This window comes from Microbacterium sp. Cr-K32, assembly GCF_000708345.1.
GTDB classification, from domain to species: Bacteria; Actinomycetota; Actinomycetes; order Actinomycetales; family Microbacteriaceae; genus Microbacterium; species Microbacterium maritypicum_A.
Map to the genome: position 1 here is coordinate 119555 of NZ_JARD01000006.1, position 26544 is coordinate 146098.

29 protein-coding genes are annotated in these 26544 nt (G+C 68.7%); 7 read left to right on the top strand and 22 right to left on the bottom strand.

All coding sequences use genetic code 11. The features are described 5' to 3' along the window. Positions 1–48: 48 nt before the first annotated feature. Genes rhaS through GZ64_RS0100950 form a run of 4 tightly spaced genes read right to left on the bottom strand, consistent with a single transcriptional unit; the run spans position 49 to position 4717 of the window. The gene (gene rhaS / locus GZ64_RS0100935) at positions 49–1080 is read right to left on the bottom strand and encodes a rhamnose ABC transporter substrate-binding protein (RefSeq protein ID WP_029264812.1); all 1032 of its coding nucleotides are present in this window, start codon (positions 1078–1080) and stop codon (positions 49–51) included. 45 nt (positions 1081–1125) lie between these two features. Then, positions 1126–2178 (bottom strand): ABC transporter permease, encoded by a 1053-nt coding sequence (locus GZ64_RS0100940; RefSeq protein ID WP_029264813.1) that lies wholly within the window; start codon positions 2176–2178, stop codon positions 1126–1128. Then, positions 2175–3167: an ABC transporter permease gene (locus tag GZ64_RS0100945; RefSeq protein ID WP_036271616.1), complete on the bottom strand. Its 993-nt coding sequence runs from the start codon at positions 3165–3167 to the stop codon at positions 2175–2177. The genes GZ64_RS0100940 and GZ64_RS0100945 overlap by 4 nt, the downstream gene beginning before the upstream one ends. 23 nt (positions 3168–3190) lie before the next feature. Then, complete coding sequence (locus GZ64_RS0100950; protein ID WP_021201638.1) at positions 3191–4717, bottom strand: sugar ABC transporter ATP-binding protein; 1527 nt, start codon at positions 4715–4717, stop codon at positions 3191–3193. A gap of 161 nt (positions 4718–4878) precedes the next feature. Between GZ64_RS0100950 and GZ64_RS0100955 the strand changes: the two genes are divergently transcribed. Continuing rightward, complete coding sequence (locus tag GZ64_RS0100955) at positions 4879–5883, top strand: LacI family DNA-binding transcriptional regulator (RefSeq protein WP_029259386.1); 1005 nt, start codon at positions 4879–4881, stop codon at positions 5881–5883. Between the two features lie 21 nt (positions 5884–5904). On the opposite strand, the gene GZ64_RS0100960 is transcribed toward GZ64_RS0100955, so the two are convergent. The 9 genes from GZ64_RS0100960 to GZ64_RS0101000 form a co-directional block, all read right to left on the bottom strand. Continuing rightward, entirely contained in the window at positions 5905–6108 is a 204-nt protein-coding gene (locus GZ64_RS0100960; RefSeq protein WP_029264814.1) for a hypothetical protein, read from the bottom strand. A 13-nt stretch (positions 6109–6121) separates the two neighbouring features. After that, positions 6122–6736: a hypothetical protein gene (locus GZ64_RS0100965; RefSeq protein ID WP_029259388.1), complete on the bottom strand. Its 615-nt coding sequence runs from the start codon at positions 6734–6736 to the stop codon at positions 6122–6124. Next, positions 6733–7317 (bottom strand): DUF6286 domain-containing protein, encoded by a 585-nt coding sequence (locus GZ64_RS0100970; protein ID WP_021201634.1) that lies wholly within the window; start codon positions 7315–7317, stop codon positions 6733–6735. The genes GZ64_RS0100965 and GZ64_RS0100970 overlap by 4 nt, the downstream gene beginning before the upstream one ends. Next, a complete protein-coding gene (locus GZ64_RS0100975; RefSeq protein WP_021201633.1) occupies positions 7314–7706 on the bottom strand; it encodes a hypothetical protein in 393 nt (130 codons plus the stop codon). The genes GZ64_RS0100970 and GZ64_RS0100975 overlap by 4 nt, the downstream gene beginning before the upstream one ends. Further along, entirely contained in the window at positions 7706–7894 is a 189-nt protein-coding gene (locus GZ64_RS0100980) for a DUF2273 domain-containing protein (protein ID WP_017829702.1), read from the bottom strand. Before GZ64_RS0100980 ends, GZ64_RS0100975 begins: the two co-directional genes overlap by 1 nt. Then, positions 7891–8406 carry an Asp23/Gls24 family envelope stress response protein gene (locus GZ64_RS0100985; protein ID WP_029264815.1) on the bottom strand — a complete coding sequence of 172 codons (516 nt, stop codon included), beginning with the start codon at positions 8404–8406 and terminating at the stop codon, positions 7891–7893. The genes GZ64_RS0100980 and GZ64_RS0100985 overlap by 4 nt, the downstream gene beginning before the upstream one ends. A 152-nt stretch (positions 8407–8558) precedes the next feature. After that, positions 8559–9194 (bottom strand): DUF1684 domain-containing protein, encoded by a 636-nt coding sequence (locus tag GZ64_RS0100990; protein WP_029259390.1) that lies wholly within the window; start codon positions 9192–9194, stop codon positions 8559–8561. Positions 9195–9203: 9 nt separating this feature from the next. Then, positions 9204–10022 carry a sugar nucleotide-binding protein gene (locus tag GZ64_RS0100995; RefSeq protein ID WP_029264816.1) on the bottom strand — a complete coding sequence of 273 codons (819 nt, stop codon included), beginning with the start codon at positions 10020–10022 and terminating at the stop codon, positions 9204–9206. 9 nt (positions 10023–10031) lie between these two features. Next, positions 10032–10493, bottom strand: a complete 462-nt coding sequence (locus tag GZ64_RS0101000; RefSeq protein ID WP_029264817.1) for a MarR family winged helix-turn-helix transcriptional regulator — start codon at positions 10491–10493, stop codon at positions 10032–10034. A gap of 115 nt (positions 10494–10608) precedes the next feature. On the opposite strand from GZ64_RS0101000, the gene GZ64_RS0101005 reads away from it, so the two are divergent. After that, positions 10609–11865: an MFS transporter gene (locus GZ64_RS0101005; RefSeq protein WP_051667792.1), complete on the top strand. Its 1257-nt coding sequence runs from the start codon at positions 10609–10611 to the stop codon at positions 11863–11865. 166 nt (positions 11866–12031) lie between these two features. On the opposite strand, the gene GZ64_RS0101010 is transcribed toward GZ64_RS0101005, so the two are convergent. Next, positions 12032–12682 (bottom strand): MIP/aquaporin family protein, encoded by a 651-nt coding sequence (locus tag GZ64_RS0101010; protein ID WP_021201627.1) that lies wholly within the window; start codon positions 12680–12682, stop codon positions 12032–12034. Between the two features lie 148 nt (positions 12683–12830). Further along, entirely contained in the window at positions 12831–14444 is a 1614-nt protein-coding gene (locus tag GZ64_RS0101015; RefSeq protein WP_051667793.1) for an acyl-CoA dehydrogenase family protein, read from the bottom strand. Positions 14445–14545: 101 nt separating this feature from the next. Here GZ64_RS0101015 and GZ64_RS0101020 point away from each other — a divergent pair, with 101 nt between their 5' ends. Beyond that, entirely contained in the window at positions 14546–15931 is a 1386-nt protein-coding gene (locus GZ64_RS0101020; protein ID WP_029264820.1) for an APC family permease, read from the top strand. Beyond that, positions 15918–16145 carry a hypothetical protein gene (locus GZ64_RS0101025; RefSeq protein WP_029264821.1) on the top strand — a complete coding sequence of 76 codons (228 nt, stop codon included), beginning with the start codon at positions 15918–15920 and terminating at the stop codon, positions 16143–16145. The genes GZ64_RS0101020 and GZ64_RS0101025 overlap by 14 nt, the downstream gene beginning before the upstream one ends. A 14-nt stretch (positions 16146–16159) precedes the next feature. Here GZ64_RS0101025 and corA read toward each other — a convergent pair whose 3' ends face one another. Both corA and GZ64_RS0101035 read right to left on the bottom strand, forming a co-directional pair. After that, positions 16160–17176: a magnesium/cobalt transporter CorA gene (gene corA / locus GZ64_RS0101030; protein WP_021201623.1), complete on the bottom strand. Its 1017-nt coding sequence runs from the start codon at positions 17174–17176 to the stop codon at positions 16160–16162. A gap of 36 nt (positions 17177–17212) precedes the next feature. Further along, on the bottom strand, positions 17213–18505 hold the full coding sequence (locus tag GZ64_RS0101035) for a serine hydrolase domain-containing protein (protein WP_029264822.1): 1293 nt from the start codon (positions 18503–18505) through the stop codon (positions 17213–17215). A 96-nt stretch (positions 18506–18601) separates the two neighbouring features. Between GZ64_RS0101035 and GZ64_RS0101040 the strand changes: the two genes are divergently transcribed. Further along, positions 18602–18916, top strand: coding sequence for a DUF2470 domain-containing protein (locus GZ64_RS0101040; protein WP_029264823.1), 315 nt, complete (start codon positions 18602–18604; stop codon positions 18914–18916). A 46-nt stretch (positions 18917–18962) separates the two neighbouring features. Next, complete coding sequence (locus tag GZ64_RS0101045) at positions 18963–19610, top strand: biliverdin-producing heme oxygenase (RefSeq protein ID WP_021201620.1); 648 nt, start codon at positions 18963–18965, stop codon at positions 19608–19610. Between the two features lie 51 nt (positions 19611–19661). Here GZ64_RS0101045 and GZ64_RS0101055 read toward each other — a convergent pair whose 3' ends face one another. After that, positions 19662–21056: an ATP-dependent DNA helicase gene (locus GZ64_RS0101055; protein WP_029264824.1), complete on the bottom strand. Its 1395-nt coding sequence runs from the start codon at positions 21054–21056 to the stop codon at positions 19662–19664. Between the two features lie 113 nt (positions 21057–21169). Here GZ64_RS0101055 and GZ64_RS0101060 point away from each other — a divergent pair, with 113 nt between their 5' ends. Then, positions 21170–22240, top strand: a complete 1071-nt coding sequence (locus GZ64_RS0101060) for a hypothetical protein (protein WP_021201618.1) — start codon at positions 21170–21172, stop codon at positions 22238–22240. Positions 22241–22258: 18 nt separating this feature from the next. On the opposite strand, the gene GZ64_RS0101065 is transcribed toward GZ64_RS0101060, so the two are convergent. The 4 genes from GZ64_RS0101065 to rpsN form a co-directional block, all read right to left on the bottom strand. After that, on the bottom strand, positions 22259–24190 hold the full coding sequence (locus GZ64_RS0101065; RefSeq protein ID WP_051667799.1) for a cytochrome c oxidase assembly protein: 1932 nt from the start codon (positions 24188–24190) through the stop codon (positions 22259–22261). Positions 24191–24356: 166 nt separating this feature from the next. After that, positions 24357–24644, bottom strand: a complete 288-nt coding sequence (locus tag GZ64_RS0101070; RefSeq protein WP_017203554.1) for an HU family DNA-binding protein — start codon at positions 24642–24644, stop codon at positions 24357–24359. Positions 24645–25034: 390 nt separating this feature from the next. Next, positions 25035–25859, bottom strand: coding sequence for an endonuclease domain-containing protein (locus tag GZ64_RS19600; protein ID WP_029264825.1), 825 nt, complete (start codon positions 25857–25859; stop codon positions 25035–25037). Positions 25860–26237: 378 nt separating this feature from the next. Then, positions 26238–26543 carry a 30S ribosomal protein S14 gene (rpsN, locus tag GZ64_RS0101080; RefSeq protein ID WP_017829734.1) on the bottom strand — a complete coding sequence of 102 codons (306 nt, stop codon included), beginning with the start codon at positions 26541–26543 and terminating at the stop codon, positions 26238–26240. Between the last annotated feature and the right edge of the window lies 1 nt (position 26544).

A 26544-nucleotide genomic window follows, 5' to 3' on the forward strand; every position in this document is an offset into this window, starting at 1 on the left:
CTGCGAGCGCCCGGCCGACCACTGTGCCGGCCGGGCGCCCGGTGTCCATCAGAAGTCGAACTCGCCGATGTTGTCGGCGTTGAACACGAACGGGTCGCCGAGCAGCACGACGCCGTCGTCTCCGACCGTGTACTCGCCGAGGTCACCGGCGGTGAAGCTGTCGCCCTTCTTGCCCGTGATGTCGCCCTCGATGAGCGTCTGCGCCGCGAAGGCCGCGAGGTAGCCGAGGTCTTCCGGGTTCCACAGCGCGAACGACGTGACGGTGCCGTCCTCGACGTATTCGCGCATCTGGTTCGGGGTGCCGAGACCGGTGAGGGCGACCTTGCCCTTGTAGTCGGAGGTGGACAGGTAGCGGGCGGCTGCCGCGATGCCGACCGTCGTGGGCGAGATGATGCCCTTGAGGTCAGGGTGGGTCTGCAGCAGGGCCGCGGTCTTGTCGAACGACGTCTGGTCGTCGTCGTCGCCGTAGACGGTCTCGACGAGCGTGATGTCGGGGTAATCGCTGGCGAGGTACTCCTTCATCAGGTCGATCCAGGCGTTCTGGTTGGTCGCGTTGGCCGAGGCCGAGAGGATGGCGATCTCTCCGGCGCCGCCGATCTGCTCGGCGATCTGGTCGACCTGGACCTTCGCGATGCCCTCGGAGTCCGCCTGGTTGATGAAGACGTCGCGGCATTCCGGGTTGGTGTCGGAGTCGAAGGTGACGACCTTCACGCCGGCGTCGCGCGCTTCGTTCAGCGCGTCGCAGATCGCCTTCGGATCGTTCGCCGAGACGACGAGTGCTCCGACACCCTGCTGCGTGGCCGTGTTGATGTAGCTGACCTGCGCATCGGGGGTGGCTTCGGCCGGCCCGACCTCGGCGAACGTGCCGCCGAACTCCTCGACGGCCGCCTTGCCGCCCTTGCTCGACGTGTCGAAGTAGGGGTTTCCGAGGTTCTTGGGCAGGAAGGTGATGGCGAGGTTGCCGTCTCCGCCGCCGTCGCCGCCGTCTCCGCTGCCGGTGCTCGCGCATCCGGACAGGGCGACCGCTGCGGCCACCGCGATGGCGGCGAACGCGGTCACACGCTTGCGTGCAAACATCATTGTTCTGTTCCTTTCGTGAGGGGTGCCGCTATTGCGGCGTCGGCGTCATGAAGCTGTGGGTGCGGCGCCGGTGGTCGAACGTCCTGGTCTGCGCCGAGCCTTCTGCAGCCAGGCGAGGAAGCTGGCGGCGACCACCGAGACGATCAGCAGGGCGCCGGTGATGATGTTGATCACGTCGGAGGTCACGTTCATCAGTCGCAGCGCGCTGGCGAGTGAGCCGATGAGCAGGGCCGCGGCGACGACGCCGTAGAGCTTTCCCCGCCCGCCGAACACCGAGACCCCGCCGAGGACGACAGCGGCGATCACCTGCAGCTCGAGGCCGGTGGCGTTGTCACCTCGCGCGCTGCCGTAGCGGAGCGTGTAGAACACCCCGGCGAACGCGGCGACCACTCCGGAGAGCACGAAGAGGATGAACTTCGTCCGCTCCACGTGCACGCCCGAGAACCTGGCGGCGTCCTTCGACAGTCCGATCGCGTACACACCACGCCCGAACGGGGTGTAGTGCAGCAGGAGGATGAAGCCCACCAGCAGGAGCAGGAAGGGGATCATGACCACGGGGATCGTCGTGCCGGCGAGCTTCGCCTTGGCGAGGTCGGTCCAGAACTCGGGGAACTCCGTGACCGCCGCGGTGCCGAGCAGGCCGACCGCGAGGCCGCGGAACAGCGCGAGGGTTCCGATGGTCACCGCGAGCGAGGGCAGGCCGACGACGGTCACGAGGAACCCGTTGAAGGCACCGCCGACCAGACCGACGAGCAGCGCGGCGAGCGCGGCGACCTCGAAGGGGATCCCGCCCTGCACGAGCGCTCCGGTGACGACGCTGGAGAGCCCCACCATGCTGCCGACCGACAGGTCGATCTCGCCGGTGATCATGACGAGCGTCATCGGCAGGGCGATCAGGAGGATCGGGGCGATGTCGAGGAGCAGGTAGGTGAGCGTGATCGGCTGACCGAAGCCGCGCACCGTGCTCGCGGAGGCGATGACGACGAGGACGAGCAGGGCGACGATCGCCATCTCCCTCGTGAGGAGCACACGCCGCCAGACCGGCTTGTCGAAGTCGCGGATCACCCGGGTGGTCGCGGTCGCGGTCGCGGCGGTCATGACTTGTCCCTCGCTTCGATGAGCCGTCGTTTCTGGCGGACGGCGAGGACACGGTCGAGCACGATCGCGCCGATGATCAGGAGGCCGACGACGGCGCGCTGCCAGAAGTCGGGGATGCCGAGGATGGGAAGGGCCCGGTTGATCGTGAGCAGCAGCACCGCACCGATCGCCGCCCCCCAGACCGAGCCGATGCCGCCGGTGATCGCGACGCCGCCGATCACGGCCGCGCCCACCGCATCCAGCTCCCACCCGGCTCCGGCCTGCGAGTTGATGGTGCCGTAGCGGGCGGCGTAGAACACTCCGGCGAGACCGGCGAGTGCACCGGAGACGACGAAGGCGGTCAGCACGCGGCGCGTGACGCGGAGGCCGTAGAGCTCCGCGGCCGCGGGATCGGATCCGATCGCGTAGTACTCGCGGCCGCCGCGTGTGTTCTTCATGTACCAGGCGGCTGCGGCGAGCACGATGAGTGCGACGATCGTGAGGATCGGGATGCCGATGAGCTGCCCGGTGCCGAGGGCGAGGAAGTCCTTCGGCATGTCGGAGGCGTTCACCCGGTCGCTGCCGGTCCACAGCACGTTGATGCCGCGGTAGGCGTAGAGCGTGCCGAGGGTGATCACCATGGCGGGCACTTTGGCGAAGGCGACCAGCGCCCCGTTGATGAGTCCGAGGAGGGCTCCGAACACGACGGCGGCCACCACCACGATCGTGATCGGGATGCCGGGGACGTCGATGAACAGGCGACCGGTGAGGTAGGCGGTGAGCCCCATGACCGAGCCGACCGAGAGGTCGACGTTGCGGGTGATGAGGACGATGGCCTGTCCGACGGCGACGAGCACGAGGATCGAGGGCGTCAGGAGCAGGTCGCGCCAGCCGTCGGGGCTGAACAGGAAGTTCGAGTTGTTCGTCGTCGCGGCGATGATCACGAGCGCCAGGGCGAGGAGGATGCCGAACTCCCGCGCCCTGCCGAGGGCTGCGAGCCTCTTCGTCATCGAGGAGACGGGGATGGCGGTGGTCACGAGGAGAGCTCCGATGCGTGCGTCGCGGCGTACATGACGTTCTCGGAAGTGGCCTCCGAGCGGGCGATCTCTGCGGTGATCCGCCCCTCGCGCATGACGAGGACGCGGTCGGCCATGCCGAGTACCTCCGGCAGTTCGGACGAGATCATGAGGATTCCCATGCCCTGCCCGGCGAGCTCGGAGAGCAGGCGGTGCACCTCGGACTTGGTGCCGACGTCGATGCCTCGGGTCGGCTCGTCGATGATGAGGACCTTCGGCTGCGTGGCGAGCCACTTGGCGAGGACGACCTTCTGCTGGTTGCCGCCGGAGAGCGTCGCGGCGACCGTGTCGAGGGCGTGCGTCTTGACCTCGAGCCGGGTGGCCCATTCCCGGGCGGCGCGGTTCTCGATCCCGGTGGTGAGGAAGCCCAGCTTCGCGAGCTGGCGGCGGATCGAGAGGGTGATGTTGCCGCCGACGCCCGATTCGATCACGAGTCCCTGCTTGCGGCGGTCTTCGGGAACGAGCGCGAGACCGGCCCGCATGGCATCGGTGGGGCGGTTGCGCGGGATGCGCGCGCCCTGCATCGTGACGGCGCCCTCGCGATAGGGGTCGACCCCGAACACGGCACGCGCGACTTCGCTGCGGCCGGCTCCGACGAGACCGGCAAGGCCCACGATCTCGCCCGCGCGCACGGTGAACGAGATGTCGTGGAAGACACCGGGGCTGGTGAGGTTCTCCACCTCGAGCAGCGGAGCGCCGACCGTGGTCTCCTGCTTGGGGAACAGCTCGGTCACCTCTCGACCGACCATCTGGTGCACGATCTCCTCGACCGAGGTGTCGGCGATCGCACTGGTGGCGATGTAGGCGCCGTCGCGCATGACGGTGACGGTGTCGCAGAGGGCGAAGACCTCGTCGAAGCGGTGCGAGATGAAGATGAGCGCGCGGCCCTCGTCGCGGAGGCTGCGGGCGATCGTGAACAGGCGCTCGACCTCGACGCCGGACAGAGCGGCGGTGGGCTCGTCCATGACGAGAAGGCTCGCGTCGAGCGAGACGGCCTTCGCGATCTCGATGACCTGCTGATCGGCGATCGAGAGGCCCTCCGCCGGACGGTCGGGGTCGATGGTCACGCCGAGCCGGGTGAACAGGCGCTCGACCTCGTGCCGCATGGCCTTGCGATCGATCCGTCCGAAGCGCCCCGTGGGCTGGCGGCCCATGAAGATGTTCTCGGTGACCGAGAGGTCGGGGAAGAGCGTCGGCTCCTGGTAGATCACGGCGACGCCCGCGCTCTTGGACTGTGCGGTCGAGGTGAAGTCCACGTCTTCGCCGTGGAACCGGAAAATCCCTTCGTCGCGCTGGTACAGGCCGGCGACGATCTTCACGAGGGTCGACTTGCCCGCCCCGTTCTCGCCGACCAGAGCGTGGATGGAACCGCCGTCGACCGACAGCGTCCCGGAACGGAGAGCGACCACCGCACCGAACGACTTTCGGATGTCGCGGAGCTCGAGCGCCGGTGGAGCACCGGGAGCCCCAGAGGGAATCGTCATTGATCGGACCTAAACTGCAGGATCATCCCTGCGGATTGAATCGTTTTAAAGAGTGGAGCATCTGTAAATTACGACCCTGGGTGGGCTGCTGTCAAGTCACGGAATGAGCAGTGGTACGTTTCAGGGAGAGGTTTCGCGGATCCCGCGGAAAGGAATACGTCGTGGTCGTCAGTGTTCGAGATGTCGCTCTCGCCGCATCCGTGTCTGTCGGGACCGTCTCGAACGTCCTGAACCATCCGGACAAGGTCTCTCCCGCCACGGTGGAACGTGTCACGGCCGCCATCGAGAAGCTCGGGTTCGTGCGCAACGATGCGGCCCGGCAGCTCCGGGCCGGCCAGAGCCGCTCGATCGGCCTCGTGGTGCTCGATGTGCGCAACCCGTTCTTCACCGATATCGCCCGCGGCGCGGAGGAACGCGCCGCCGAGGCCCGGATGACGGTGACCCTCGGCAACAGCGACGAGAAGGTCGAACGCGAACGCGCCTACATCGACCTGTTCGAGGAGCAGCGCATCGCCGGGCTGCTCATCTCCCCTCTCGCCGACGACCTCCCGCGTCTCCGCCGTCTCCGCGACCGCGGGACGACCGTGGTGCTCGTCGACCGTGAGGTCGCCGATGAGAGCTTCTCCTCGGTCTCGGTCGACGACGTGGGCGGCGGCTACCTCGCCGTGCAGCACCTCGCTGCCCAGGGGCGGCGCCGCATCGCTTTCGTCGGCGGGCCGATGGGCATCCGTCAGGTGGTCGACCGTCTCGAGGGTGCCAGCAAGGCGGCGAACGAGGCGGAGGTCTCCCTCGAGGTCATCCTGACCGACTCGCTGAGCGTGCTCGCCGGCCGCGCCGCCGGAGAGACCCTCAGCGCGCGGGCCCCGGAGGACCGGCCCGACGCCATCTTCGCCGCGAACGACCTGCTCGCCATGGGGGTTCTGCAGGCGCTCATGATGCGGGGCAGCATCCGGGTGCCGGACGAGATCGCGCTCATCGGCTACGACGACATCGACTTCGCCGCCGCGGCCGTCGTCCCGCTCTCGTCGATCCGTCAGCCCGCGGAACTCATCGGATACACGGCCGTCGATCTGATGCTGCGAGAGGCCGGCGGGCGGTCCGAGCGCGAGCGGGTGGTGTTCCAGCCGGAGCTCGTCGTGCGGGATTCGACGGCCCGCCCGGTCTGAGCGACGCCGACCAGCCGCACGTCAGCGGCGGAGGGCCTTGCGTACCTTCTTCGACGCCTTCTCGGCGGCCTTCTTGCGCCGCTTCCGCGCCCGGGGGTCGTTCCACAACCGCACCAGCTGGTGCCGGACCGACTCGCCCTTGTCGATCTGCACCGTCGCCGCACGACTGCCGAAGATGTAGGCGACGAAGGCGACGCCGACGATGAGGAGGATCTTGTTGCGCATGATGCCTGCTTTCTCAGGAGAGACGGCGCTGGTCGTGCGCGAGCCGGGCCCGGAGGCTCGTGTGGATCGAGACGAACGTCGCGGTGTCGCGTCCGGTGAGGACAGCGAGGTTGGCGAGCAGACGGTCGACATGGTCGACGAGCTCCCGCGGGTCGGTGTTCTGACGCGGCGTCACGGAGACGTGCAGCACCGGGCTGCGACGCACATCGTTGGCCGTCACCTGCGCCGAGAGGACCTCGTCGCGCGTCGTGAGGGAGTTCTTCACCGCGTCCGAGACGAACGACTCGTTGACCGTCACACGCCCCAGCGGGTTCTGCGCTCCCGTCGAGCGGAGCACGGTCTTCGAACGCCGTCCGGCGATGCTCGTGAGCGCGAGGATCAGCAGCACGATCACGACCACGATCGCGACGACCGCGCCGATGCCGATCCACGACAGTGCTCCTCCCGCGATGGCGGTCGCGGCGATCGCCTGGTCCAGCCAGGACCGCGCATCCCTGCCGCCTGCTGTCCAGATGTCGGACAGCGTCGGCCAGCTCATGATGGCGATGCCGAGGGCGCCGAGCGCGAGGAACAGCAGCCCGATGATCAGGAGCAGGGTGCGATTCAGCGCACGGTTGGTGTTGTTCACAGCTCGTCTTCCTTCTCGGTGGGGCGCTCGATGCGCACCCGCGTGCGAACCCTGTCGGTCAGCCGATACGACTGCAGCTCCGCCTCGGCGGCTGCCCGCACGTCGGATGCGTCGAGAGGCACGCCGATTCCCGGGCGCACGGTCACGTCGACGGTGCGGTGTCCGACACCGACGGTGATGCTGTCGCGGGTGAGACCCGTCTCCTCCGCGAGGTGCTGAGCCAACGCACTGGCGATCACGCCGTTGTCGACGACCACCGCGCGTCCGCCGGCATCCAGCACGTGCTTGGACAGTCGCCCCGGCGTGATGGCCAGCACCACGAAGGTCAGCCCGATGAGGGCGAGCACCACACTGCCGGCGATCACGAGCCCGGCGGGCTGTGCGGTGGGCAACCCGATGAGCCAGCCTCCCGCCGCGGCGGGACCGACCAGGAGTGCGGGCTGCGCGGCGAGGCTCAGCACGATCTCGAGCCCGATGTACGCGAGGGCGAGGATGAGCAGGATGACCGCGACGAACATCGCGACGGTGCGCGGCGAGTGCGTCTCGCGTCGGATGACACGGCGCAGAACCGGGGTGCTCATTGCACTCGTCTCCTTTCCGGGATGGTGGCACCGGTGACGGTGAGATTGATGCGGATGACGTTGCGTCCGAGGATCGTGCTCAGGCTCTGCTGCAGCTGCTCCTGCAGATCCCGCGCACGTTCGAGGACGGGCACGGTCTGCGCGATCGCGGCCGTGTCGTCCAGGCGGGGAACGGGAAGAGGCGTGGCGATCCGCACGCTGATCCCCCGCGGGTGCTCGGCGACATCGACCTTCACGTCGCTGCGAGGCACCCCGATCAACGTCGCAGACGCCTTCTCGGTGACGGTGCGGTAGACGCGATCCTTCACCTCGACGCGTCCGCGGACGGCGGCCCCGCCGGCGGCGGCTCCCGAGGGAGCGCCGCCGGCGATGTGCTGGTCGGCGCGCATCAGGAGGTGCGCCGCCCGGTGAAGACGTCCGCGAGACCGCGGACGTCGAGCTTGCCGGACGCGATCCGACCCACGAGCGCGCCGATGCCCGCGAAGACGGCCATGAGGAGGAATCCCCAGAAGCCGAACAGCAGAGCGGCGAGAGCGAGGAGAGCGCCGATCAGGGCACCGACCGTTGTGGCACTCATGAGACTCGCGACTCTTCGCTCTCGTCGCTGTCGTCGCCGGGCACGTGCACGTCGTTGACCTCGACGTTGACCTCGACGACCTCGAGGCCGACCAGGCGGCTGATCGCGCCCGCGACAGCGGCACGGACGTTGTTCGCGACGTCCTGGATCGGCGCCGGGTACTCGACCACGATGGTCAGGTCGGCGGCGGCCTGCGTGTCGCCCACCTCGACCTTGACGCCCTGGGCGAGGTCGGTGGCGTTGATCACGTCGCGGATCGCCCCGAAGGCACGTGCGCCGCCGCCGCCGAGCGCGTAGACGCCGGCGACCTCACGTGCGGCGATGCCGGCGACCTTGGCGACCACGCCGTCGGCGATGGTGGTCTTGCCCGCGGCATTGGCGTCCGTGGGGACGCGCGATGCGGAGAATCCGCTCGACCGGTCGACGCGCGATGCGCCGGTGGCGGCTTTCGGTGCAGCCTGGGCGAGTTCCTTCTCTGCCGGAGCGGGGGTGGTCTGGTCCTGGTTTGCCATGAGGTGTCCCATCTCGATCTGAAGACCGGTCGCGGGTCCCGTATGAGACTCCCGCCGGGAGCGAAACGCTCGCTCGGAGATAGGACGTGCGGAAGGGCCGAAACGTCACAAAGAAGTGCGGATGCCGCGCAACGGCCCGCGGAACGGGACGTTCAGGAGGACGGAGTTCCGTACATCTCGCCCACCGGGACCGGCACCGGGAGCACGTTGCCCGGCTGCGCGAGCGGGCAGGCCCACGCCGGGTCGTACGCGCACGAAGGGTTGTAGGCGAAGTTGAAGTCGAGCACGATCGTGCCGCCGTCCGCATCCGACCCCAGGTCGGCGCCCTTGATCGTGTCGATTAGGTAGCGCCCGCCGCCGTAGGTTCCGCCGGGACGACCGGCGAGCGCGTCGCGCAGCGGGATGAAGAGACCGCCGCCGTAGGACTTCAGCCGCCAGACGTCGAGCGACCCGGCGTCGGGGATCTCGACCCGACCGACGCGCTCGAACGGAACGATGCCGTCGGTGCCGGTCGCGAACTCGAAGCCTCCCTCATCGGCGGCGAGGACAGGCAGTTCGAATCGCCACTGCGGATCGTACGAGGCGATCGGGAGTCCTTCGAAGAGCGCCCGATCCTCCGACAGCAGCGGGGTGGCGGGATGGCGGAGCATCAGTTCGTCCCGTTCGATCCGCCAGAGCTCGTGCGCCTCCTCCGGGGAGTCGGCGATCCGAACGGCGTCGTACAGGGCGAAGACCCGACGCCGCCAGTCGACGACGTCGATGGCGGTGCGTGCGGCTGTGTTCGTCATGGCCCCAGGCTACGCGGCCGAGCCGGCGATCATCGCGGCATAACCCTCTCGATAGGTGGGGTAGTCGAGGCGGCCGAGCACGGACCGCAGGAGGGTGCCGTCATAGACGAACCCGCCCGGTTCCGCCGAGGCGATATCCGGCGGCACCTCGACCCCCAGCTCGCGTGCGATGAACGTGACGACATCGCCGAGCGGAGCAGGGCTCTCGTCCACGGCGTGCAGGAGTCGTGGCGGCTCCGGCATCCGCAGCAGCATCTCGAGCGTGCGGACGAGGTCGGTCTCGTGGATGCGGTTTGTGCGTCGCGCATGTTCCACCGCCACCCCCGCGCGCACCGTGCGCAGAAGGTACTCGCGTCCGGGTCCGTAGATTCCCGCCGGCCGCACGATCGTCGCGTCGAAGATCTCGACCGCTGCCCGCTCCCCGTCGAGAAGCCCTCGCGAGCGCATGCTCGTGGGCCCTGGCTGATCCCGCTCGGTGATCGGCCGCGCGGACCCCGAACCGTCGAAGACCCCGGTCGACGACACGAACACCGTGCGCGCGGGGATCGCCGGCAGGGCGGCGGCGAGATGCGTCAGCGCGGTGCGATAGGCGGCGGGGGTGTCACCGGGTGGGAGCGTGACGAGCATGCGGTCGACCGCGGGAAGCCGCGCGGCGAGCGGCGCCGCCAGGTCGGCGCGGATCCCGATCGCACCCGCAGGAGGAGGACTGTCGCTTCGACGCAGCGCGTACACCTCGCCGTTTTCGAGGAACTGTGGCGCCAGGCGCGCGGCGATCTTGCCGGAGCCGACGAGGAGGGTGCGGGAGGAGGGCGCAGCGGAGCCGTGCATGCGTTTCGATCAGCCCGCGGCGAGCGCCGGCAGCGCGACGCCGTGCAGCGCGTCGACGACGGGGGCGAGTTCCGGCTGCGCCGCGGCGTCTTCGAGCACCTGCTCGAGGGCGGCGTCGTGGATGGGTCGAGCCCGCTCGTAGAGCTCACGCCCTGCGGGGGTGAGCTCGGTGTAGATGCCCCGACGATCGTCGGCGCAGAGGATCCGGGTCAGGAGTCCGCGGTCTTCCAGGCGGTTGACCAGGCGTGTCGTGGCGCTGGGACTCAGGGCCGCGGCTCGGGCGAGCTGCTGCATGCGCATATGCCATCCGTCTTGACGGTCGAGCGCATCCAGCACCGTGTACTCGACCACCGAGAGCGAGGCGGCGTCGGCCAGGCTGCGCTCGAGGGCCGACTCGATCAGGCCGTGCAGGGCGGCGAGCGTCCGCCACCCTTGCGCGCGCACCTCCACCGCGTCGTCACCGATACCCATGGCCATCCTCCGAGATAGTTGCTTGCGCTGGATACTTGCGTGTGCAATCATTGTCCTTCGATGCGCAATATGCCGCGTCTGCAAGTATCCCCACCAATGTACCAGGAGAATCGTCATGCCTCTAGGACTGATCGCCCTCGCCATCGGGGCGTTCGGCATCGGACTCACCGAGTTCGTCATCATGGGCCTGCTGCCCGAGGTCGCCCACGACTTCGGCGTCACCGAGTCCGCCGCCGGCTGGCTCATCTCCGGCTACGCGCTGGCCGTCGTGGTCGGTGCCCTCGTGCTCACCGCCGCGGCGACCCGTCTGCCCAAGAAGCCCGTGCTGCTCGGCCTCATCGTGCTGTTCATCATCGGGAACGTTCTCACCGCACTCGCCGACGACCACGGCATCGCCATGCTCGGCCGCATCATCGCCGCCCTCTGCCACGGCGCGTTCTTCGGCATCGGCTCCGTCGTCGCGGCCGGCCTCGTCGCCCCCGAGAAGAAGGCGGGCGCCATCGCCATCATGTTCACCGGCCTCACCGCCGCGAACGTCTTCGGCGTGCCGTTCGGCACCTTCCTCGGCCAGGAGCTGGGCTGGCGCTCGACGTTCTGGGCGATCTCCGGCATCGGCGTGCTGGCCTTCGTCGGCATCGCACTGCTGGTCCCCCGTCTCCCGCGTCCGACCGCACACGTCAGCCTGCGCAGCGAACTGTCCGCCTTCCGCTCCGGTCAGGTGTGGTTCTCGCTCATCGTCACGATCCTCGCGTTCGGCGGGATGTTCGGAGCCTTCACCTACATCGCCTACACGCTCACCGAGGTGAGCGGCTTCGCGACCTCGACCGTGCCGTGGCTGCTCGTGCTCTTCGGCGCCGGCCTCGTGCTCGGCAACTGGCTGGGCGGACGACTCGCCGACCGTGCGATCGACCGCACCCTGGTCATCTTCATCGCCGCCCTCGTGATGGTGCTCGCCCTGTTCTCGGTCGCCGCGCCGTCGGGCATCGCCACGATCATCGCCCTGTTCCTGATGGGCGGGTTCGGGTTCGGCACGGTCCCCGGGCTGCAGAGCCGCGTCATGCAGTACGCCGGCGGAGCGCCCACCCTCGCCTCCGGCGCCAACATCGGCGCCTTCAACATCGGCAACGCGCTCGGTGCGTGGGCGGGCGGAATGGGCATCTCGGCAGGGCTCGGCTACACCTCGCCGATCTGGATGGGGGCGATCCTCACCGGCATCGCGCTCGTCGTGATGGTCGTGGCGGCGGCCCGTGCCCGCAGCGTTCTGTCTCGTGATGCACTGTCTCGTGATGCACTGTCTCGCGATGCACTATCGCGCGATGCGGTGTCGTCGGGCACGGGTCCGACCGCCGTCGCCTCGGTCCCGGCCGGCTGACCCGACACTCGGTCACCCGTCGGACGGATTCACGGATGCAGGACGATTCGACACTCTTCTTGTCGACCTCCGTGCGTTCTCCCGACATGTGCACCCGGCGACGATCGCCGCACGCAGAAGCGCCGCACCCTCCGACGAGGATGCGGCGCTTCGTTCCCGCTGCGGGTTACTCCGCGGCGGCGATCTTCTTGGCGTCGTCCGTGTTGAGCACGCGGAACAGGATCGCGGCGATCACGGCGCCGACGACAGGGGCGACGATGTACAGCCACAGCGAGCTCCACGCGAAGTGACCGCTGACCGAGAGGCCGAGCGCGACGGCCGGGTTGAAGCCGCCGCCCGAGATCGATCCGACCGTGGCCGCACCGACGAAGACGGTCGCACCGATCGCGAGACCGTAGAAGGAGTTGCCCGCGGTGTCCTTCGAGGTGGCGGTGTTGAGCACGACCCACACCAGGATCAGCGTGAAGAGGGCCTCGACGAGGAACGCCGGCCCGACCTCGATGACCATGGCCTTGTCCCCGGCGGGCCACACGGCGAGCGCGACGAGCGCTGCCACGGCACCACCGACGAACTGGGCGATGAGGTAGGCGATGAAGTCGACGACGCTGAGGCCGCCGCGCAGGAACACACCGACCGAGACGGCCGGGTTCAGGTGTGCACCCGAGATGTGACCCGTCGAGTACACGAGCACCATCAGGGTGAAGCCGATCGCGAGCGGGGTCAGCGGGCTGCCGCTGTTGACCGCCGCGATGATCGCGAGGACGAAGAGGAAGGTGGCGATCGCTTCTGCGAGCGCCTTGCGTGCCGTACCAGTCATGAGAGAGCCCTTTGTCTTGGGGATTCGTGGGAGAGGAGGCTCGTTTGGCCGCTCACTCCGGTCGACGCCCCCCTCTTGCGGCACTGACGCTATCGCTGCGCCGACCGGAATATCGGGAGCCGCGCGGGCTTTCTGTGAATTCGCTGAACTACGCGCGAGCGGCGATCGCGGCGCTGTCCACGCCTCGGGGCAGCGCACCGAACAGGCCGGAACCGCCGTCGATGCGGGCGGCGATGAACCCGTCGGCGACCACGGCGGGCGCCGCGCGCAGCAGCTGTGCCGCCGACAGGGTCAGCGCGAGGGCCTCGACGAGCCTGCGCGCCGAGGCGTCCGGCATCGGATCCGCCGCCGCCTCTGCCACCAGACGCCTCGTGCGGTCCAGATGGGCGTCGAACCGGGAGTCCACACCCCGCACCGCCGACACCTCGGCGTCGAAGGCCTCGAGCGATTCGGGTTCTCGGGCGAGCGCCCGCAGCACGTCGAGCGCGATCACGTTGCCCGAGCCCTCCCAGATCGCCATCACCGGCTGCTCGCGGTACCGCATCTCGAGGGGCCAGTCCGTCGTGATGCCGTTGCCCCCGAGGCACTCCAGCGCCTCGGCGGCGTGGCCGGGCGCGCGCTTGCACACCCAGTACTTCATGACCGCCGTCGCCAGCCGGCGGAACGCCCGATCCTGTGCCGAGGCGTCATCGTCGTACGCACGGGCGAGCCGCATCGCGACCGCCGTCCCCGCCTCGACCTCGAGCTGCAGGTCGGCGATCACGGCCGTCATCGCGGGCTGATCGATGAGGGTGCGCCCGAACGCCGATCGATGCCGCACATGCCAGGCGGCCTCGGCGACCCCCTGGCGCATGCCGGCCAGCGAGCCGAGCATCGAGTCGAGCCGTGTGCGGGTGACCATGTCGATGATGGTGCGCACGCCGCGCCCCTCCTCCCCCACGAGGGTCGCCTCGGCCTGCTCGTACTCCACCTCGCTCGAGGCGTTCGACCGGTTGCCCAGCTTGTCCTTGAGTCTCTGGAAACGCAGCCGATTGCGCGTGCCGTCGTCGAGCAGCCGCGGCAGCAGGAAGCACGACAGCCCACCCGGCGCCTGCGCGAGCACCAGGAAGGCGTCCGACATCGGTGCGGAGCAGAACCACTTGTGGCCGGTCAGCGCATAGCGCCCGTCGCCCTGCGGCACGGCGGACGTGGTGTTCGCCCGCACATCGGACCCGCCCTGCTTCTCGGTCATGGCCATGCCGAACAGGGCGCCGGGCTTTCCGAGGCGCAGTCCGGGCTCGTACGAACGCGACAGCAGCCGGGGCATCCACTCCTCCGCGAGGCGCGGATGCGAGGCGATCACGGGAACGGCCGAATGCGTCATCGACACCGGACAGGCATGACCGGGCTCGACCTGCGCGTAGAGCATGAACGTGGCGGCGCGAGCGGCGCCGGCCCCCGGACGGGGATCGGCGAATGCGGCGGTGTGCGCCCCGTCGGCGACGGCTGCGCCGATGACCCGGTGATAGGCGGGGTCGTACTCGACCTCGTCGATGCGCTCGCCCCAGCGGTCGTGCGTGCGCAGCACGGGCTCGTTCCGGTTCGCCCGCCGGGCGTCGTCCTGGAAGCCCGCCGACCCGACGCGACGACCGATGCCCCGCAACGCCTCGTCCGCCCACTCCGCGCCGTGCAGCCGCACCGCCTCGGTCAGCGCGATGTTCGCCGCGTACTCGTCGACATCGACGCGCGGCGGGGCCTGATTGAAGACGCTGTATGTGCTCACGATGCCCCGATGGAATCACGGATACCGATCTCGGGGCAATGGCGGGGGCGAGCGATGTCAACCCCATGGCCGCTCTTCGCCCTTCCCCGTACCGTTCGAGGATGACCACGGAGACCGCGCCCGCCGCCGAGACCTCGACCCGGCTGCGGAGGGCGATCACCGGCCCCCTCCTGTTCGCGTTCATCCTCGGGGACGTGCTGGGCGCAGGCATCTACGCCCTGATGGGGGTGCTCTCCGAGAAGGTGGGCGGGATGCTGTGGGCGCCCCTGCTCCTGGCACTGCTGCTCGCCATGCTCACCGCGGGTTCCTATGCGGAACTCGTCACGAAGTATCCGCGCGCCGGAGGAGCCGCCGTCTTCGCGGAGCGGGCATTCCACAGTCCGCTGGTGTCGTTCCTGGTGGGATTCAGCATGCTCGCCGCAGGAGTCACGAGTGCGGCCGGCCTCGCCATCGCGTTCGCGGGCGACTACCTGGGCACGTTCCTCGATCTGCCGACGATCCCGGTCGCGATCGCCTTCCTCGCCCTGGTCGGCCTCCTGAACGCCCGCGGCATCCGCGAGTCCATGGGCGCGAACCTCGTGATGACCGCGATCGAGCTGAGCGGCCTGGTCATCGTGATCGCCGTGGTCGCGGTCTTCGTGGGCGGCGGAGGCGGCGACGTCTCCCGTGTCGCGGAGGCGCCGGAAGGGACGAGCGTCGCCGTCGCAGTGCTGTCCGGTGCCGTCATCGCCTACTACTCGTTCGTCGGGTTCGAGACGTCCGCGAACATGATCGAAGAGGTGAAGGATCCGCGCCGGACGTACCCTCGTGCCCTCTTCGGCGCCCTGTTCACGGCCGGAGCGGTCTACGTGCTCGTCGGTCTGGCGAGCTCGATCGCCCTCCCACCTGCCGAACTGCAGGATTCGAGCGGTCCCCTGCTCGCCGTGGTCGAGGCCACCGGCGTCAGCATCCCCTCCTGGCTGTTCAGCCTCATCGCGCTCGTCGCGGTCGCCAACGGCGCACTGCTGACGATGATCATGGTCAGCCGTCTCACCTACGGCATGGCCGAGCAGGGCCTGCTGCCCGCCGCCCTCGGCCGCGTGCTCCCGAAGCGGAAGACCCCCTGGGTCGCGATCCTCACCACCACCCTCGTGGCGATGGGGCTGACGCTCGTCGGCGATCTGGCGACGCTCGCCGAGACGGTGGTCCTGCTCCTCCTCGTCGTCTTCCTCAGCGTCAACGTGTCCGTGCTGGTGCTGCGCCGAGACCGCGTCGACAACGATCACTTCCGCGTGTGGACCTTCGTCCCCGTGCTCGGCGTCGGCTCCTGCATCCTGCTCCTCACCCAGCAGCGACCGGCCGTCTGGCTGTTCGGCGCGATACTGCTCGCCGTCGGAGGCGTGCTGTACGTGCTGGCGCGCTGGGGCAGGAAGCACTCCGAGAAGAAGAACGCCCGCCCCGACGGCGAGCCCGTCCACGACCAGAAGGAGAACCATGAGCACGCCTGAGCACACGTCCGCCGACGAGATGACGAGCGCGGAGAAGCGGCACGATCAGCTGACGTCCGCACCGGACGCCACCGAGGCCGACGCCGCCCCCCGCGTCGAGGTCAGCGAGCACGAAGGCAACACCCGCATCGACATCGCCCCGGGGGCACCGGTGCGTCCGGGGCCCGGTCCCGGAATGCCCGAGGCCGATTCCGAGGCCGATTCCGAGGACTGACGCGCGGCCCGGCTCTAGAGCCAGCCCTTGCGCTTGAAGGCCGCGTAGAGCCCGAAGCCCAGCGCGATCATCATCCCGACCGCCATCGGGTAACCGAGGAGCCAGTGCAGCTCGGGCATGTGATCGAAGTTCATGCCGTAGATCGTGCCGACGAGCGTCGGGGCGAACAGGATCGCCGCCCATCCCGAGATCTTCTTGACCTCGTCGTTCTGACGGATGCTGAGCTCCGTCATCCGCCGCATCTCCTCGTTCTGGCGACGCGCGACGATCGTCGACTCGACGGTGAGCGCGTTGTCGAGGACGGTGCGGAACGTCGTGGCGCGGTCACTGACGCGCAGGGTGTGATCCAGCACGTCGCGGAGATACCGCTGCAGCTCTTCGGTCACCTGGTACTTGTCCGACCCGCGCAGCAGGGCCTCCAGCATGCCCGACAGCGGCTGCGTGGCCCGCTGGAAGTCGATGACCTCCCGCCCCAGGTCGTAGATGCGCTGGGTGGCGTCGGTGTTCTCCTCGAACAGCTGGCTCTCGATCTCGTCGATGTCGTTCTCGAGCCCGGCGAGGACGGGCGTGTACTCGTCGACGACCTCATCGAGGATCGCGTACATCACGGCCTCGGGACCACGGGCGAGGAGGGCGGGGTCGGCCTCCAGCCGTCGGCGGACGCGCGCGAGGTCCGGTGACTCCGCATGCCTGATCGTCACGACGAAGTCGGGTCCGACGAGCACGTGCACCTCGCCGAACTCGACCTCCTCGACGTCGTCGAGATAACGCGCCGGCCTCAGCACCATGAACAGCACCTCGCCGTAGCGTTCGAGCTTGGCGCGCTGGTGACCGGAGAGGGCGTCCTCCACGACGAGCGCATGGATGCCGAACTCGTCCGCGACCGCACGGATCTCCTCCTCGCTCGGCCGATAGAGGCCGATCCACCCCATGCCGCCGCGCTCCCGCATGCGCTCGAAGGTCTCGCTGAGGGTCACCGGATTCTCGGTGCGGACGCCATCCACGTAGATCGCATTGTCGATGATCGCCATCGTCGCCCCTTCGCGTTCCTGTCGGTCAGAGCGGGATCACTCCGCAGCGGGCGGGGCCACGCAGGGGATCGCGGTATCGGCGATCGCCTGGTGGTACTGCTCGGCCGTGAACGGAAGGCCGAACTCGGGCGCGGTCTGCCCCGCAGCGGCCGGGGCTTTGGAGGCGATGGCGGCGAGTTCCCACGAGAGCTGCTGGGCGAACTGCGCCCCGGCCGTCGAGTCGTTGAGCACGACGGCCACGGTGAACCCGGTGGCAGGGTCGGAGTACGCCGCCGTGGCGTATCCGGGCGTCCAGCCGTGCTGACCGATCATCGATCCCACGAGGTAGGCACCACCCGTGGCCTGGAACCAGGAGTCGGCTCCGTCGGCAGCCGGGAGCGGCTCACCGAAGCGGTCCGGCTTCTCCTTGGTGCGCAGCGCCTGCTTCGCCTCCGCCTGTGCGTAGCGACCCAGGTCGGTGATGGTCGACACGACACCGGAGTCGGTGAAGCCCGAGCTGGAAGACAGCTTCGTGATGTCGACGGGGGCGGCGCAGTCGAACCCGCCTTCGACGGCGTTGAGGAAATGACCGTTCAGTACCGCTCCGGTTCCCGGCGGCGCAGGGGTCGGGCTCGGCAGCGAAGTGTCCGGGAGCCCGAGGGGCTCGGTGACGTATTCGGCGATCAGCTCGGAGGCGGTCATCCCCGAGGCGCGTTCGAGGGCCAGCCCCAGCAGGAGGTAGCCGGCATCCGAGTCGCGGAAGGTGGTGTGCGGGGCGACGCGGTCACGCGCCAGGCCGAAACCGGCCAGCTCCAGAGGAGACCAGACCCGGTCGGGGGTGTTCAGCCACGCCGACTTGACGGTTCCCTCGGAGGATCCCGCCCCACTGGTGCCGTTGCACAGGTCGAGGAGGGTGATGCCCTCGTCTCGCATGTCGGCGACACCCGAGACGTAGTCCGCGACGTTCGCATCGAGTTCGACCACATCGCGGTCGGCGAGGGCATAGAGCACGTCGCAGGTCATCAGACGGGTCACGTCGGCGATGCGGAAAGACATGTCGGTCGACACCTCGGCTCCGCCCTCGCGGTCCTGCGTGCCGATGCCGGCCACCCAGCTCCCGCTCCACGGCGCCCAGACACCGACGATCGCGCCCGTCGCACCGGACGCGACGAGGGCGTTGTCGACGGCGGCCTGCATCGCGGCGACCGTGTCATCGGGGAGCGCCCCGTCGACCTGAGCGGGGGGCGTGTACGAGAAGGACTCCTCGGAAGAGCATCCGGTGAGAACGAGAGCGAGCACAGCCGCCGTGGCCGTTGCGGCGCGCCACCGGCGCGACGAGAGAAGCTGCATGGAAAGAACCCCCGAAGACGTGTCTCCCGAGTCTAGAGCGCCGATGCTGAAAGTCGGCCCCGGAGCGGACGTCGAGCCCCGCATAAGGTTGTCGTCATGCCCCACACCTTCGATGCCGACGTGATCACCGCCGTCCTCCGCCACATGAACGGCGACCACACCGATGACAACATCCTCATCGCCCGGGCGTTCGCGGAGCCGTCGGATGCGGAGATCACCGCATCGATCATGACCGGCTTCGACGGGGACGGCGGGCTGTGGGAGATCACACACGACGGCGCCGTCACCGAGTTGCGCGTGCCGTGGCCCGGCGGCCCGATCGACGACCGCCCCTCGGTGCGCCGTGAGGTCGTGGCGCTGTACGACGCCGCCTGCGCCCGGCTCGGCGTCGAACCTCGCCCGCACGCCTGACGGATCCGGCTTCCCTCCGGGGTTAGGTAACCCTTACACTGGCCTCATGCCCGAGATCCTCTCCTTCTCCGCCGCCCTGCGCGAGCGTTCGTCCGGATCGCACTCCCGCAGCGAGACCGCCGGCTTCATGTCCGACCTCCTGAAGGGCGAGGGATCGCGCGAGGACTACATCTCCCTCGTCGCACAGCACTACTTCATCTACGAGGCCCTCGAGGGCGCCGGCGAGCGCATGCGCCAGGATCCGGTCGCCTCGGTCTTCATCACCGACAAACTCACGCGTCTACCCGCGCTCGAAGCCGACCTCGAGTTCCTGCTCGGTGCCGACTGGCGTGAGCGGATCGTCGCGCTGCCCACCACGCAGCGTTACGTCGACCGCATCCGTCAGGTGGGCGCAACGTGGGCCGGCGGTTTCGTCGCCCACCACTACACCCGCTACCTCGGCGACCTCTCCGGAGGCATCTTCATCGGACGCGTGATGGCACGCCGCTTCGGCTTCGAGACCAACGGCATCGGCTTCTACCTGTTCGACGACATCGCCGATCCGGCCGCCTTCAAGGACGTGTACCGCGAGCAGCTCGACGCCGCTCCCTGGGACGATGCCGAGCGCGAGCGCGTGATCGACGAGGTGCTCCTCGCCTACCGTTTCAACACCGAGCTGTTCGAAGACCTCGACCGCGCGCGCGCCGCTGCCTGAACGGCTGCGAGAGCCGGAGCCTGAGCCTGAGCCTGAGCCAGGGCCGGGCCTTCAGCTCTTCGGCAGCTCCGGGGTCGATGCCGCGAGCCAGGCGTCGCGCATGAACCGGCGCACGTCTTCGTCGACCCGGATGTCACGGGGTCGCAGCGCACGCGACAGGTAGAGCCCGTCGAGCGAGGTCAGCCGGCTGAGCGCGACGTAGGTCTGCCCCGGTGCGAACGCCCCGGAGCCGAGGTCGATGATCGCCCGCTCGTAGGTCTTGCCCTGCGACTTGTGGATCGTGACCGCCCACGCCAAGCGCAACGGGAACTGGGTGAACTCCGCGACCACGTCACGGGAGAGCTTCTTGGTGTTCTGGTCGTACGCGTAGCGGAACCGTTCCCACACGGCCGGTTCGACGTCGACCTCCTCGCCGTCGATGTCGACACGCACAGCGCTGCCGAGGATGCGTACGACCGTGCCGATGGTGCCGTTGACCCACCGCGGCGGCTCCCCCGACATCGCGGTGTCGTTGCGCAGGAACATGACCTGCGCTCCGACCTTCAGCTTCAGCTCCGACTCGGCGGGGAGCGCGGCCTCGCCCCGCCCGAAGTCTCCGCTCACCTCGGCACGTGCGGTCTGCTCCTTGCCCGGCAATGCGGCCAGGTGACGACTGTTGATGCTGTTCACGATGTCGTTGCGGGTCGCGAGCGTGATCATCGGCACCTCCCCCGGCTCCGGGTCCGGTGGGGTCCGCGCTCCCTGGGCGTTCAGCACCCCGGCGATCTCGGCGGTGACCCGTCCGTAGCGCACGGCGTTCAGCATGGCCTTGAACCCGTCGTCGGACTGGCGGTGGATCTGCACGAGTTCGCGTACGTGCAGTTCGGCCCGCGAGTCGACCGCGAAGAGTCCGTCCTGATCGGACTCGCCGGTACCGCCGCCGGTCCCTGCCCACACCTTCGCATCGAAGAACCAGAACGAGCGGTAGTGGTCCTGCACGTAGCGGGCCTCATCACCGCGGGGCGGCACGGGCGCCAGCTGGTACGGGTCTCCGAACATGACGACCTGCACGCCGCCGAACGGCTCGCCCCTGCGCCCCCGCGCCTGGCGCAGGGAGCGGTCGATCGCATCCATAAGATCCGCGTTGACCATCGAGATCTCATCGATCACGAGCGTCTCGATGGCGTTCAGGATGCGACGGGTCGCGTCGTTCTGATCGATGTCGGCGTCCCCGATCAGACCGATCGGCAGGCGGAACAGCGAGTGGATCGTCTGCCCCTCGACGTTGAGCGCCGCCACGCCCGTGGGCGCGCAGATGGCGATCTGCTTCTTCGTGTTCCACGCGAAATGCTGCAGGAGGGTCGACTTGCCGGTCCCGGCTCGACCGGTGATGAAGACGTGCTCGCCGGTGTCCTCGATGAGGCGGAACAGCTCTTGCTGCTCCTCGGACAGGGCGGGAAGGGACACGGTTCTCACAGGGGCAGGGGGCGGACAGGGCGCTCGTCCATGCTACGGCCCGGCATCCGCGCACGCCCGCCGACGCTCGGCGTCCCCCCAGGACACCCTCCTAGACTGACGCCATGGACCGGGCACGTGCGAGCGCGCCCCGGCGCGCGCGCCTGGGGGTCGACCTGGCGATGCTCGCTGTCGTCGGCATGATGCTCGTCGCCGCACTCGGAGCCGGTGGCGTCACGCTGTATCAGCAGTTCTACGGACCGTCGGCGTTCGTGGTCCGCTACCTCGACCTGCTCTCCTCCGGTCGCGCCGCTGACGCGCTGCGTGTTCCCGGGGTCGCGATCGACCGCGAGACACTCGATGCCGCGGGCATCGACCCCGCGGCATCCGAGGCGATGCTCCGCCGCGCCGCGCTCGCGCCTCTGACCGACGTGACGGTGACGTCGGAGAAACCCGCAGACGGCGGCACCGCCGTCACCGTCAGCTACCAGGCGAGCGGCCACCCCGGGACCAGTACGTTCCTGATCGAACAGGACGGATGGGCGGGAGTCACCCCCCATTGGCGTTTCACGACGAGCCCCCTGGCCGTCGTGGATCTCACGGTTCGCGGTGCGGACAAGTTCGCCGTGAACGGGTTCGAGGTCGATCGGCGTCAGGTGTCGATCGACGGCGCCGATGCCGTCCCCCTCGACCCGCTGCCGCTGCTGGTGTTCACCCCCGGACTGTATGCGATCACGGTGGACACCCCCATATCGACGGCCTCCGGCCACGGAGTGCTCGCCGACACCCCCCTCGCCGTCACGCCGCTCGATGTGCAGACCGAGCCGACCGACGAGTTCATCGACGTGGTGCAGGAGCGCGTCGAGGCTTTCCTCACCGAGTGCACGACGCAGGAGGTGCTGCAGCCGACGGCCTGCCCGTTCGGCCTGCGGGTCACGAACCGCCTCGCCTCGGCCCCGAAGTGGTCGATCGCGACCCAGCCACGGGTCACGGTCACCCCCGACGGCGGGCAGTGGCAGATCCCGACGACGGATGCGGTCGCTCACGTCGACGTCGACATCAAGTCGCTGTTCGACGGCAAGACCCAGCCGCTGTCGGAAGACGTCCCCTTCCAGCTCACGGGAACGATCGCGATCCTTCCCGACGGCACCGCGTCGATCAGGATCGGCTCCCCCGGAGAGCAGCCCGTCGGCTGACGCCCGAGCGAGCCGGCCTCAGCGGCCTGCGCGCTGCTCCCGCTCGTCGCGCTCGGCGAGGGCAGCCAGCTTGGCGTTGTACTCCTCGAGCTCGGCGTCTCCCGTGCGATCGGCGTGCCGGTCCGCGCGGCGCTGCAGCTTGGTGTCGCTGCGACTCCACTGGATCGCGACCGTGATCGCGAGGATGAGCGTGGGGATCTCGCCGATCGACCAGGCGATGCCGCCACCCACGTACTGATCCTGCAGCGGGTCCACGCCCCAGTCACGGCCCATCGATCCGAACCAGTCGGCCACCATGAGCCCCTCCTGCATCATGATCGCGATGCCGAAGAAGGCGTGCATCGCCATCACGGCGATCAGTGTGATCAGACGACCGGGGTAGGGCAGACGGTAGGGCACCGGGTCGGCGCCGATCAGGCTCATCACGAAGAGGTAGCCCGAGATCAGGAAGTGGATGATCATCCACTCATGGCCGAGGTGCTCGTACATCGACCAGCGCACGAGGTCGGTGAAGTAGAACGCCCAGAGCGACAGGATGAAGATCGCCGCCGCCACGAACGGGTGCGTCACGACGCGGGCGAAGGGCGAGTGCACGGCCCACATGATCCACTCGCGACCGCCTCGGGTGCCGTCGTCGCGTTTGTGGATCGCACGCAGGGCGAGGGTGATGGGGGCACCGGACACCATCAGCAGCGGGATAGCCATCGACAGCATCATGTGGCCCATCATGTGGATGCTGAACAGGTATTCCTGGTAGGCGTTGAGCGGCCCGCTGGTCACCCAGACGAGCATCAGCATGCCGAGCACCCAGAACACGGTGCGATGGATCGGCCAGCGGTCTCCGCGCAGTCGCAGCCGCCGCACTCCTGCCAGGTAGAGGAACAGTCCGAAGCCGGCGGCGACGAGCCAGAGCACGTCGAAGTCCCAGGCGGTGAACCAGCGCTCGATCGTCAGTTCCGGCGGCAGCGTCGAGCCGGTGAGGATCTGCGCGGGGGTCTGGGCGAACGCGGCGACCTCCCCTGTGGGGGGAGGTGTGCGTGCGAGTGCGGCGGCAGCACCCGAGGCGAGACCCATCAACGCGACCTCGCACAGCACGAGGAGCCAGAACCAGCCGGCCGCGCGCTGACCGGAGAGCTTGGGGATCAGGCGGGCGCGGTACCAGGCCCCCAGCAGCCCCATTCCTCCCAGGAGCGCGACCTTGGCCAGCACGATCCAGCCGTAGGGCGTCGCCCACAGCGCATCCCAGCTGCCGACGGCGACGATGGACCGGGTGACGCCCGACACGGCGACCACGGCGAAAGCGGCGATCGCGAGCGACGAATAGCGCCCGACGAGTTGCGCGGTGTCGACATCGGCTCGTCCGCGCAACAGGACCAGGAGCAGGAGACCGCCGAGCCAGACGGCGGCGCCGATCGTGTGCAACAGGATCGAGTTGACGGCCATGTTGTGCCCGGCGAGGTCGCCGGCATGGCCCTGAGTCGCGAGCGGGAGGAAGGATGCGGCGGCGAGGAGGGCCGTGATCAGTGTGGGTGTCCACGAACGCCACGCGAACGCCAGCACCGTGATGATCGCACCGAAGATGGTGGTGATGAGCCAGGACTGCCCCAGCGGCAGCTCCAGCAGGAATCGACCGAGCTGAGTGCCGAACTCGCGCTCGATGCTGAGCTTCGGGTTGAAGGCGGCCATGAAGGCGAGGAAGCCGGCGAGACCCGCGGAGACCGTGAACACGGCCGCTCCCACCGAGGCGATGTTCAGGGCGGCATCGAATGATCGGTCCCCCGCGCGCAGTCCGAACAGCGCGAGCACGAGCGAGCCGAGCATGACCGCGCCCGAGATGTTCATGACGAGCTTGGCGATCGGCGTGCCCCAGAGCACGAACGGCCCCGGATCCTGCAGGAGCGGCGGCTTGGCGCCTCCGCCGACGAGCAGCGCCAGCACGAGGGCTGCCATCGCGGCGAGCAGGAGGATGACGATTCCCGCGATTCGATACGCCGAAATCCGACTCGTCGACTCGCTGCGGGAACTCACCCCTCCAGCCTAGGCGCGACCGGCGGTGAGAAAGCACGAAGGCCGCTCCCGTCGGAACGGGAGCGGCCTTCGAAGAGGTGCGGTCGAATTACTTGACGGCAGCCTTGAGCTTGGAACCAGCGGTCACCTTGACGCGCTTGCCGGCCGGGATCTTGATCTCGGCGCCGGTCTGCGGGTTGCGGCCCGTGCGAGCAGCGGTGTCGACCTGCTCGAAGGAGATCCAGCCCGGGATGGAGACCTTGCTGCCCTTGGCAACAGCGTCGGAGACCGTGGCGAACAGCGAGTCGAGGACACCGGAGACGGTGGCCTGGCTCTGGCCCGTGGCGCTTGCGATGCTCGCGACGAGCTCGGTCTTGGTGATGGACTTGTCAGCCATGTCATCCTCCAGCGACGAGATCCCGTCGCATCGTTGTGGGTATCGGAGCGGGTGCTCCTGGTCTAGCGACCGCCTCGAATGTACCAACCACCACCCTCATTTCCGCGTCATTTCGCGGGTTTTGGGCAATTACTGGGCGTGTCGCGTCACTTTTGTCACTCCAGTCACAGAAACCAAGGCCCTCAACGGGGCCGGTGCGCCTTGATCACGGCGCTGGACGTGCGCGCGAAAGCCGGCGCGACGCGGTCCTCCCCGTCCCCCACACCCCCACCCCCCACACCTCCACACCCCGTGTGGGGAGGAGTTCTCGCCGATGGGCGGAGGATGTTCCTGAGAGGTTCCGCCCGACGGGGAGTTCTCCGCCCGTCGCGGAGTGCAGAGGTGCGGGGATCAGCGCGCAAGATGGAGGCGCTGAGCGATCGCAGCCAGGATCAGGCTCTGCACGTCCGCCCAGTGGTTCATGAGCTGGTCGTAGCCGATGCGGATCACGTGATAGCCGCGGAGCATCAGCTCGGCGTCGTGCGCGATATCGCTCGTGCGTTGGGTTCCGACATGATGCCCACCGTCGATCTGCACGACGAGTCGTTCGCCGATCAAGAAGTCCACTCGGTGCCCGATGATCCAGACCTGCGGCGTGATCGGCAGGTCCAGCCATGCCATCCGCGTGCGGAAGATGGTCTCCGTCCCCGCGTCGGCGAAGGGACGGGCGTCGCCCAGGAGCCGCCTCGCCGCCGGCGGCAGGGGTGCCCGTTCGAGCACGTCGTGGTCCACGGCCCCTGCCCGCATCGCGGACTCCCAGGTCGCGAGCGCATCTTCATATGGCTGACAGCGCGCCACGAGCACGAGCGCGTTCTCGATCGAGTCCTCGAGCAGATCCGGATCTCGAGGGAAGATCGGCCGGCTCCAGTGCACGACCCCACGAGCATCCTTCGCGTGACCGGACTTCGGGGGTGCCGCCAGGTGCGGTCGCGATACGGCCGTCACCCACAGATCCTTCCGCGCGGCAACGGTGACGCAACTGAGCACGACTCCTCGCTTCGCCGCCGCGACGAGCATCGGGTCCGCACCGGGGAGTCCCACCCACCCCCGGCACACCGAGACCACCGCCCCTGCGCGCACCGCTTGCCGCAGCGCGTGCTCGGTGACCCCCGCTCGGCGCATAGTGACGACCCGCGCGATCCCGTTCCTGGCTGTGAGGGCGCGCACGACATCCATGCCTCGAGCCTGCCGCGCCTCGACGGCCCCGCAGCGCCACAGATCCGCCCTCTGTTGACTCCTTAGCAGTGGCTACTCGCTGTGCAGGGGCAGTCTTCGGGCGGACTTCCTCGTGATGGGCGGCGAACCCCATCACCGAAGTCCGCCTATCAGCGAGAAGTCCGCCCTTCGCGTGGCGCTTCAGGAGACAGGAGACAGGAGACAGGAGACAGGAGACAGAGACAGAGACAGGAGACAGGAGACAGGAGACAGGAGACAGAGGAGACAGGAGACAGGAGACAGAGACAGGAGACACAGGCGCGGAGCGAACGTGAGGGTGGAGACGCGAAAGGGGCGAGGATCCGAAGATCCTCGCCCCATTCGACTGTCTGCTGAGACTTACCAGCTCGACTTGGTCACGCCGGGCAGCTCGCCACGGTGTGCCATGTCACGGAAGCGGACACGCGAGATGCCGAACTTCGTGAGGACACCGCGGGGGCGGCCGTCGATGACGTCGCGCGAACGCACGCGAGCCGGCGACGCGTTGCGCGGCAGCTTCTGCAGGCCGACGCGAGCGGCCTCGCGGGCCTCGTCGGTGGCGTTCGGGTCGACCAGGGTCTTCTTCAGCTCGGCGCGACGCTCGGCGTAACGCTCGACGATGACCTTGCGCTGCTCGTTGCGAGCGATCTTGCTCTTCTTAGCCATT

Coding starts and splice junctions, on each gene's coding strand:
- GZ64_RS0101020 (WP_029264820.1), top strand. CDS start 14,546: ATGACCACGGAGACCGCGCCCGCCGCCGAGACCTCGACCCGGCTGCGG.
- GZ64_RS0100975 (WP_021201633.1), bottom strand. CDS start 7,706: ATGCGCGCCGACCAGCACATCGCCGGCGGCGCTCCCTCGGGAGCCGCC.
- GZ64_RS19600 (WP_029264825.1), bottom strand. CDS start 25,859: ATGGATGTCGTGCGCGCCCTCACAGCCAGGAACGGGATCGCGCGGGTC.
- GZ64_RS0101045 (WP_021201620.1), top strand. CDS start 18,963: ATGCCCGAGATCCTCTCCTTCTCCGCCGCCCTGCGCGAGCGTTCGTCC.
- GZ64_RS0101040 (WP_029264823.1), top strand. CDS start 18,602: ATGCCCCACACCTTCGATGCCGACGTGATCACCGCCGTCCTCCGCCAC.
- GZ64_RS0100950 (WP_021201638.1), bottom strand. CDS start 4,717: ATGACGATTCCCTCTGGGGCTCCCGGTGCTCCACCGGCGCTCGAGCTC.
- GZ64_RS0100980 (WP_017829702.1), bottom strand. CDS start 7,894: ATGAGTGCCACAACGGTCGGTGCCCTGATCGGCGCTCTCCTCGCTCTC.
- GZ64_RS0101070 (WP_017203554.1), bottom strand. CDS start 24,644: ATGGCTGACAAGTCCATCACCAAGACCGAGCTCGTCGCGAGCATCGCA.
- GZ64_RS0100940 (WP_029264813.1), bottom strand. CDS start 2,178: ATGACCGCCGCGACCGCGACCGCGACCACCCGGGTGATCCGCGACTTC.
- GZ64_RS0100960 (WP_029264814.1), bottom strand. CDS start 6,108: ATGCGCAACAAGATCCTCCTCATCGTCGGCGTCGCCTTCGTCGCCTAC.
- GZ64_RS0100995 (WP_029264816.1), bottom strand. CDS start 10,022: ATGCACGGCTCCGCTGCGCCCTCCTCCCGCACCCTCCTCGTCGGCTCC.
- GZ64_RS0100985 (WP_029264815.1), bottom strand. CDS start 8,406: ATGGCAAACCAGGACCAGACCACCCCCGCTCCGGCAGAGAAGGAACTC.
- corA (WP_021201623.1), bottom strand. CDS start 17,176: ATGGCGATCATCGACAATGCGATCTACGTGGATGGCGTCCGCACCGAG.
- GZ64_RS0101005 (WP_051667792.1), top strand. CDS start 10,609: ATGCCTCTAGGACTGATCGCCCTCGCCATCGGGGCGTTCGGCATCGGA.
- GZ64_RS0101000 (WP_029264817.1), bottom strand. CDS start 10,493: ATGGGTATCGGTGACGACGCGGTGGAGGTGCGCGCGCAAGGGTGGCGG.
- GZ64_RS0101010 (WP_021201627.1), bottom strand. CDS start 12,682: ATGACTGGTACGGCACGCAAGGCGCTCGCAGAAGCGATCGCCACCTTC.
- rpsN (WP_017829734.1), bottom strand. CDS start 26,543: ATGGCTAAGAAGAGCAAGATCGCTCGCAACGAGCAGCGCAAGGTCATC.
- GZ64_RS0100970 (WP_021201634.1), bottom strand. CDS start 7,317: ATGAGCACCCCGGTTCTGCGCCGTGTCATCCGACGCGAGACGCACTCG.
- GZ64_RS0101060 (WP_021201618.1), top strand. CDS start 21,170: ATGGACCGGGCACGTGCGAGCGCGCCCCGGCGCGCGCGCCTGGGGGTC.
- GZ64_RS0101065 (WP_051667799.1), bottom strand. CDS start 24,190: ATGGCAGCCCTCGTGCTGGCGCTGCTCGTCGGCGGAGGCGCCAAGCCG.
- GZ64_RS0100990 (WP_029259390.1), bottom strand. CDS start 9,194: ATGACGAACACAGCCGCACGCACCGCCATCGACGTCGTCGACTGGCGG.
- GZ64_RS0100945 (WP_036271616.1), bottom strand. CDS start 3,167: ATGACGAAGAGGCTCGCAGCCCTCGGCAGGGCGCGGGAGTTCGGCATC.
- rhaS (WP_029264812.1), bottom strand. CDS start 1,080: ATGATGTTTGCACGCAAGCGTGTGACCGCGTTCGCCGCCATCGCGGTG.
- GZ64_RS0101025 (WP_029264821.1), top strand. CDS start 15,918: ATGAGCACGCCTGAGCACACGTCCGCCGACGAGATGACGAGCGCGGAG.
- GZ64_RS0101035 (WP_029264822.1), bottom strand. CDS start 18,505: ATGCAGCTTCTCTCGTCGCGCCGGTGGCGCGCCGCAACGGCCACGGCG.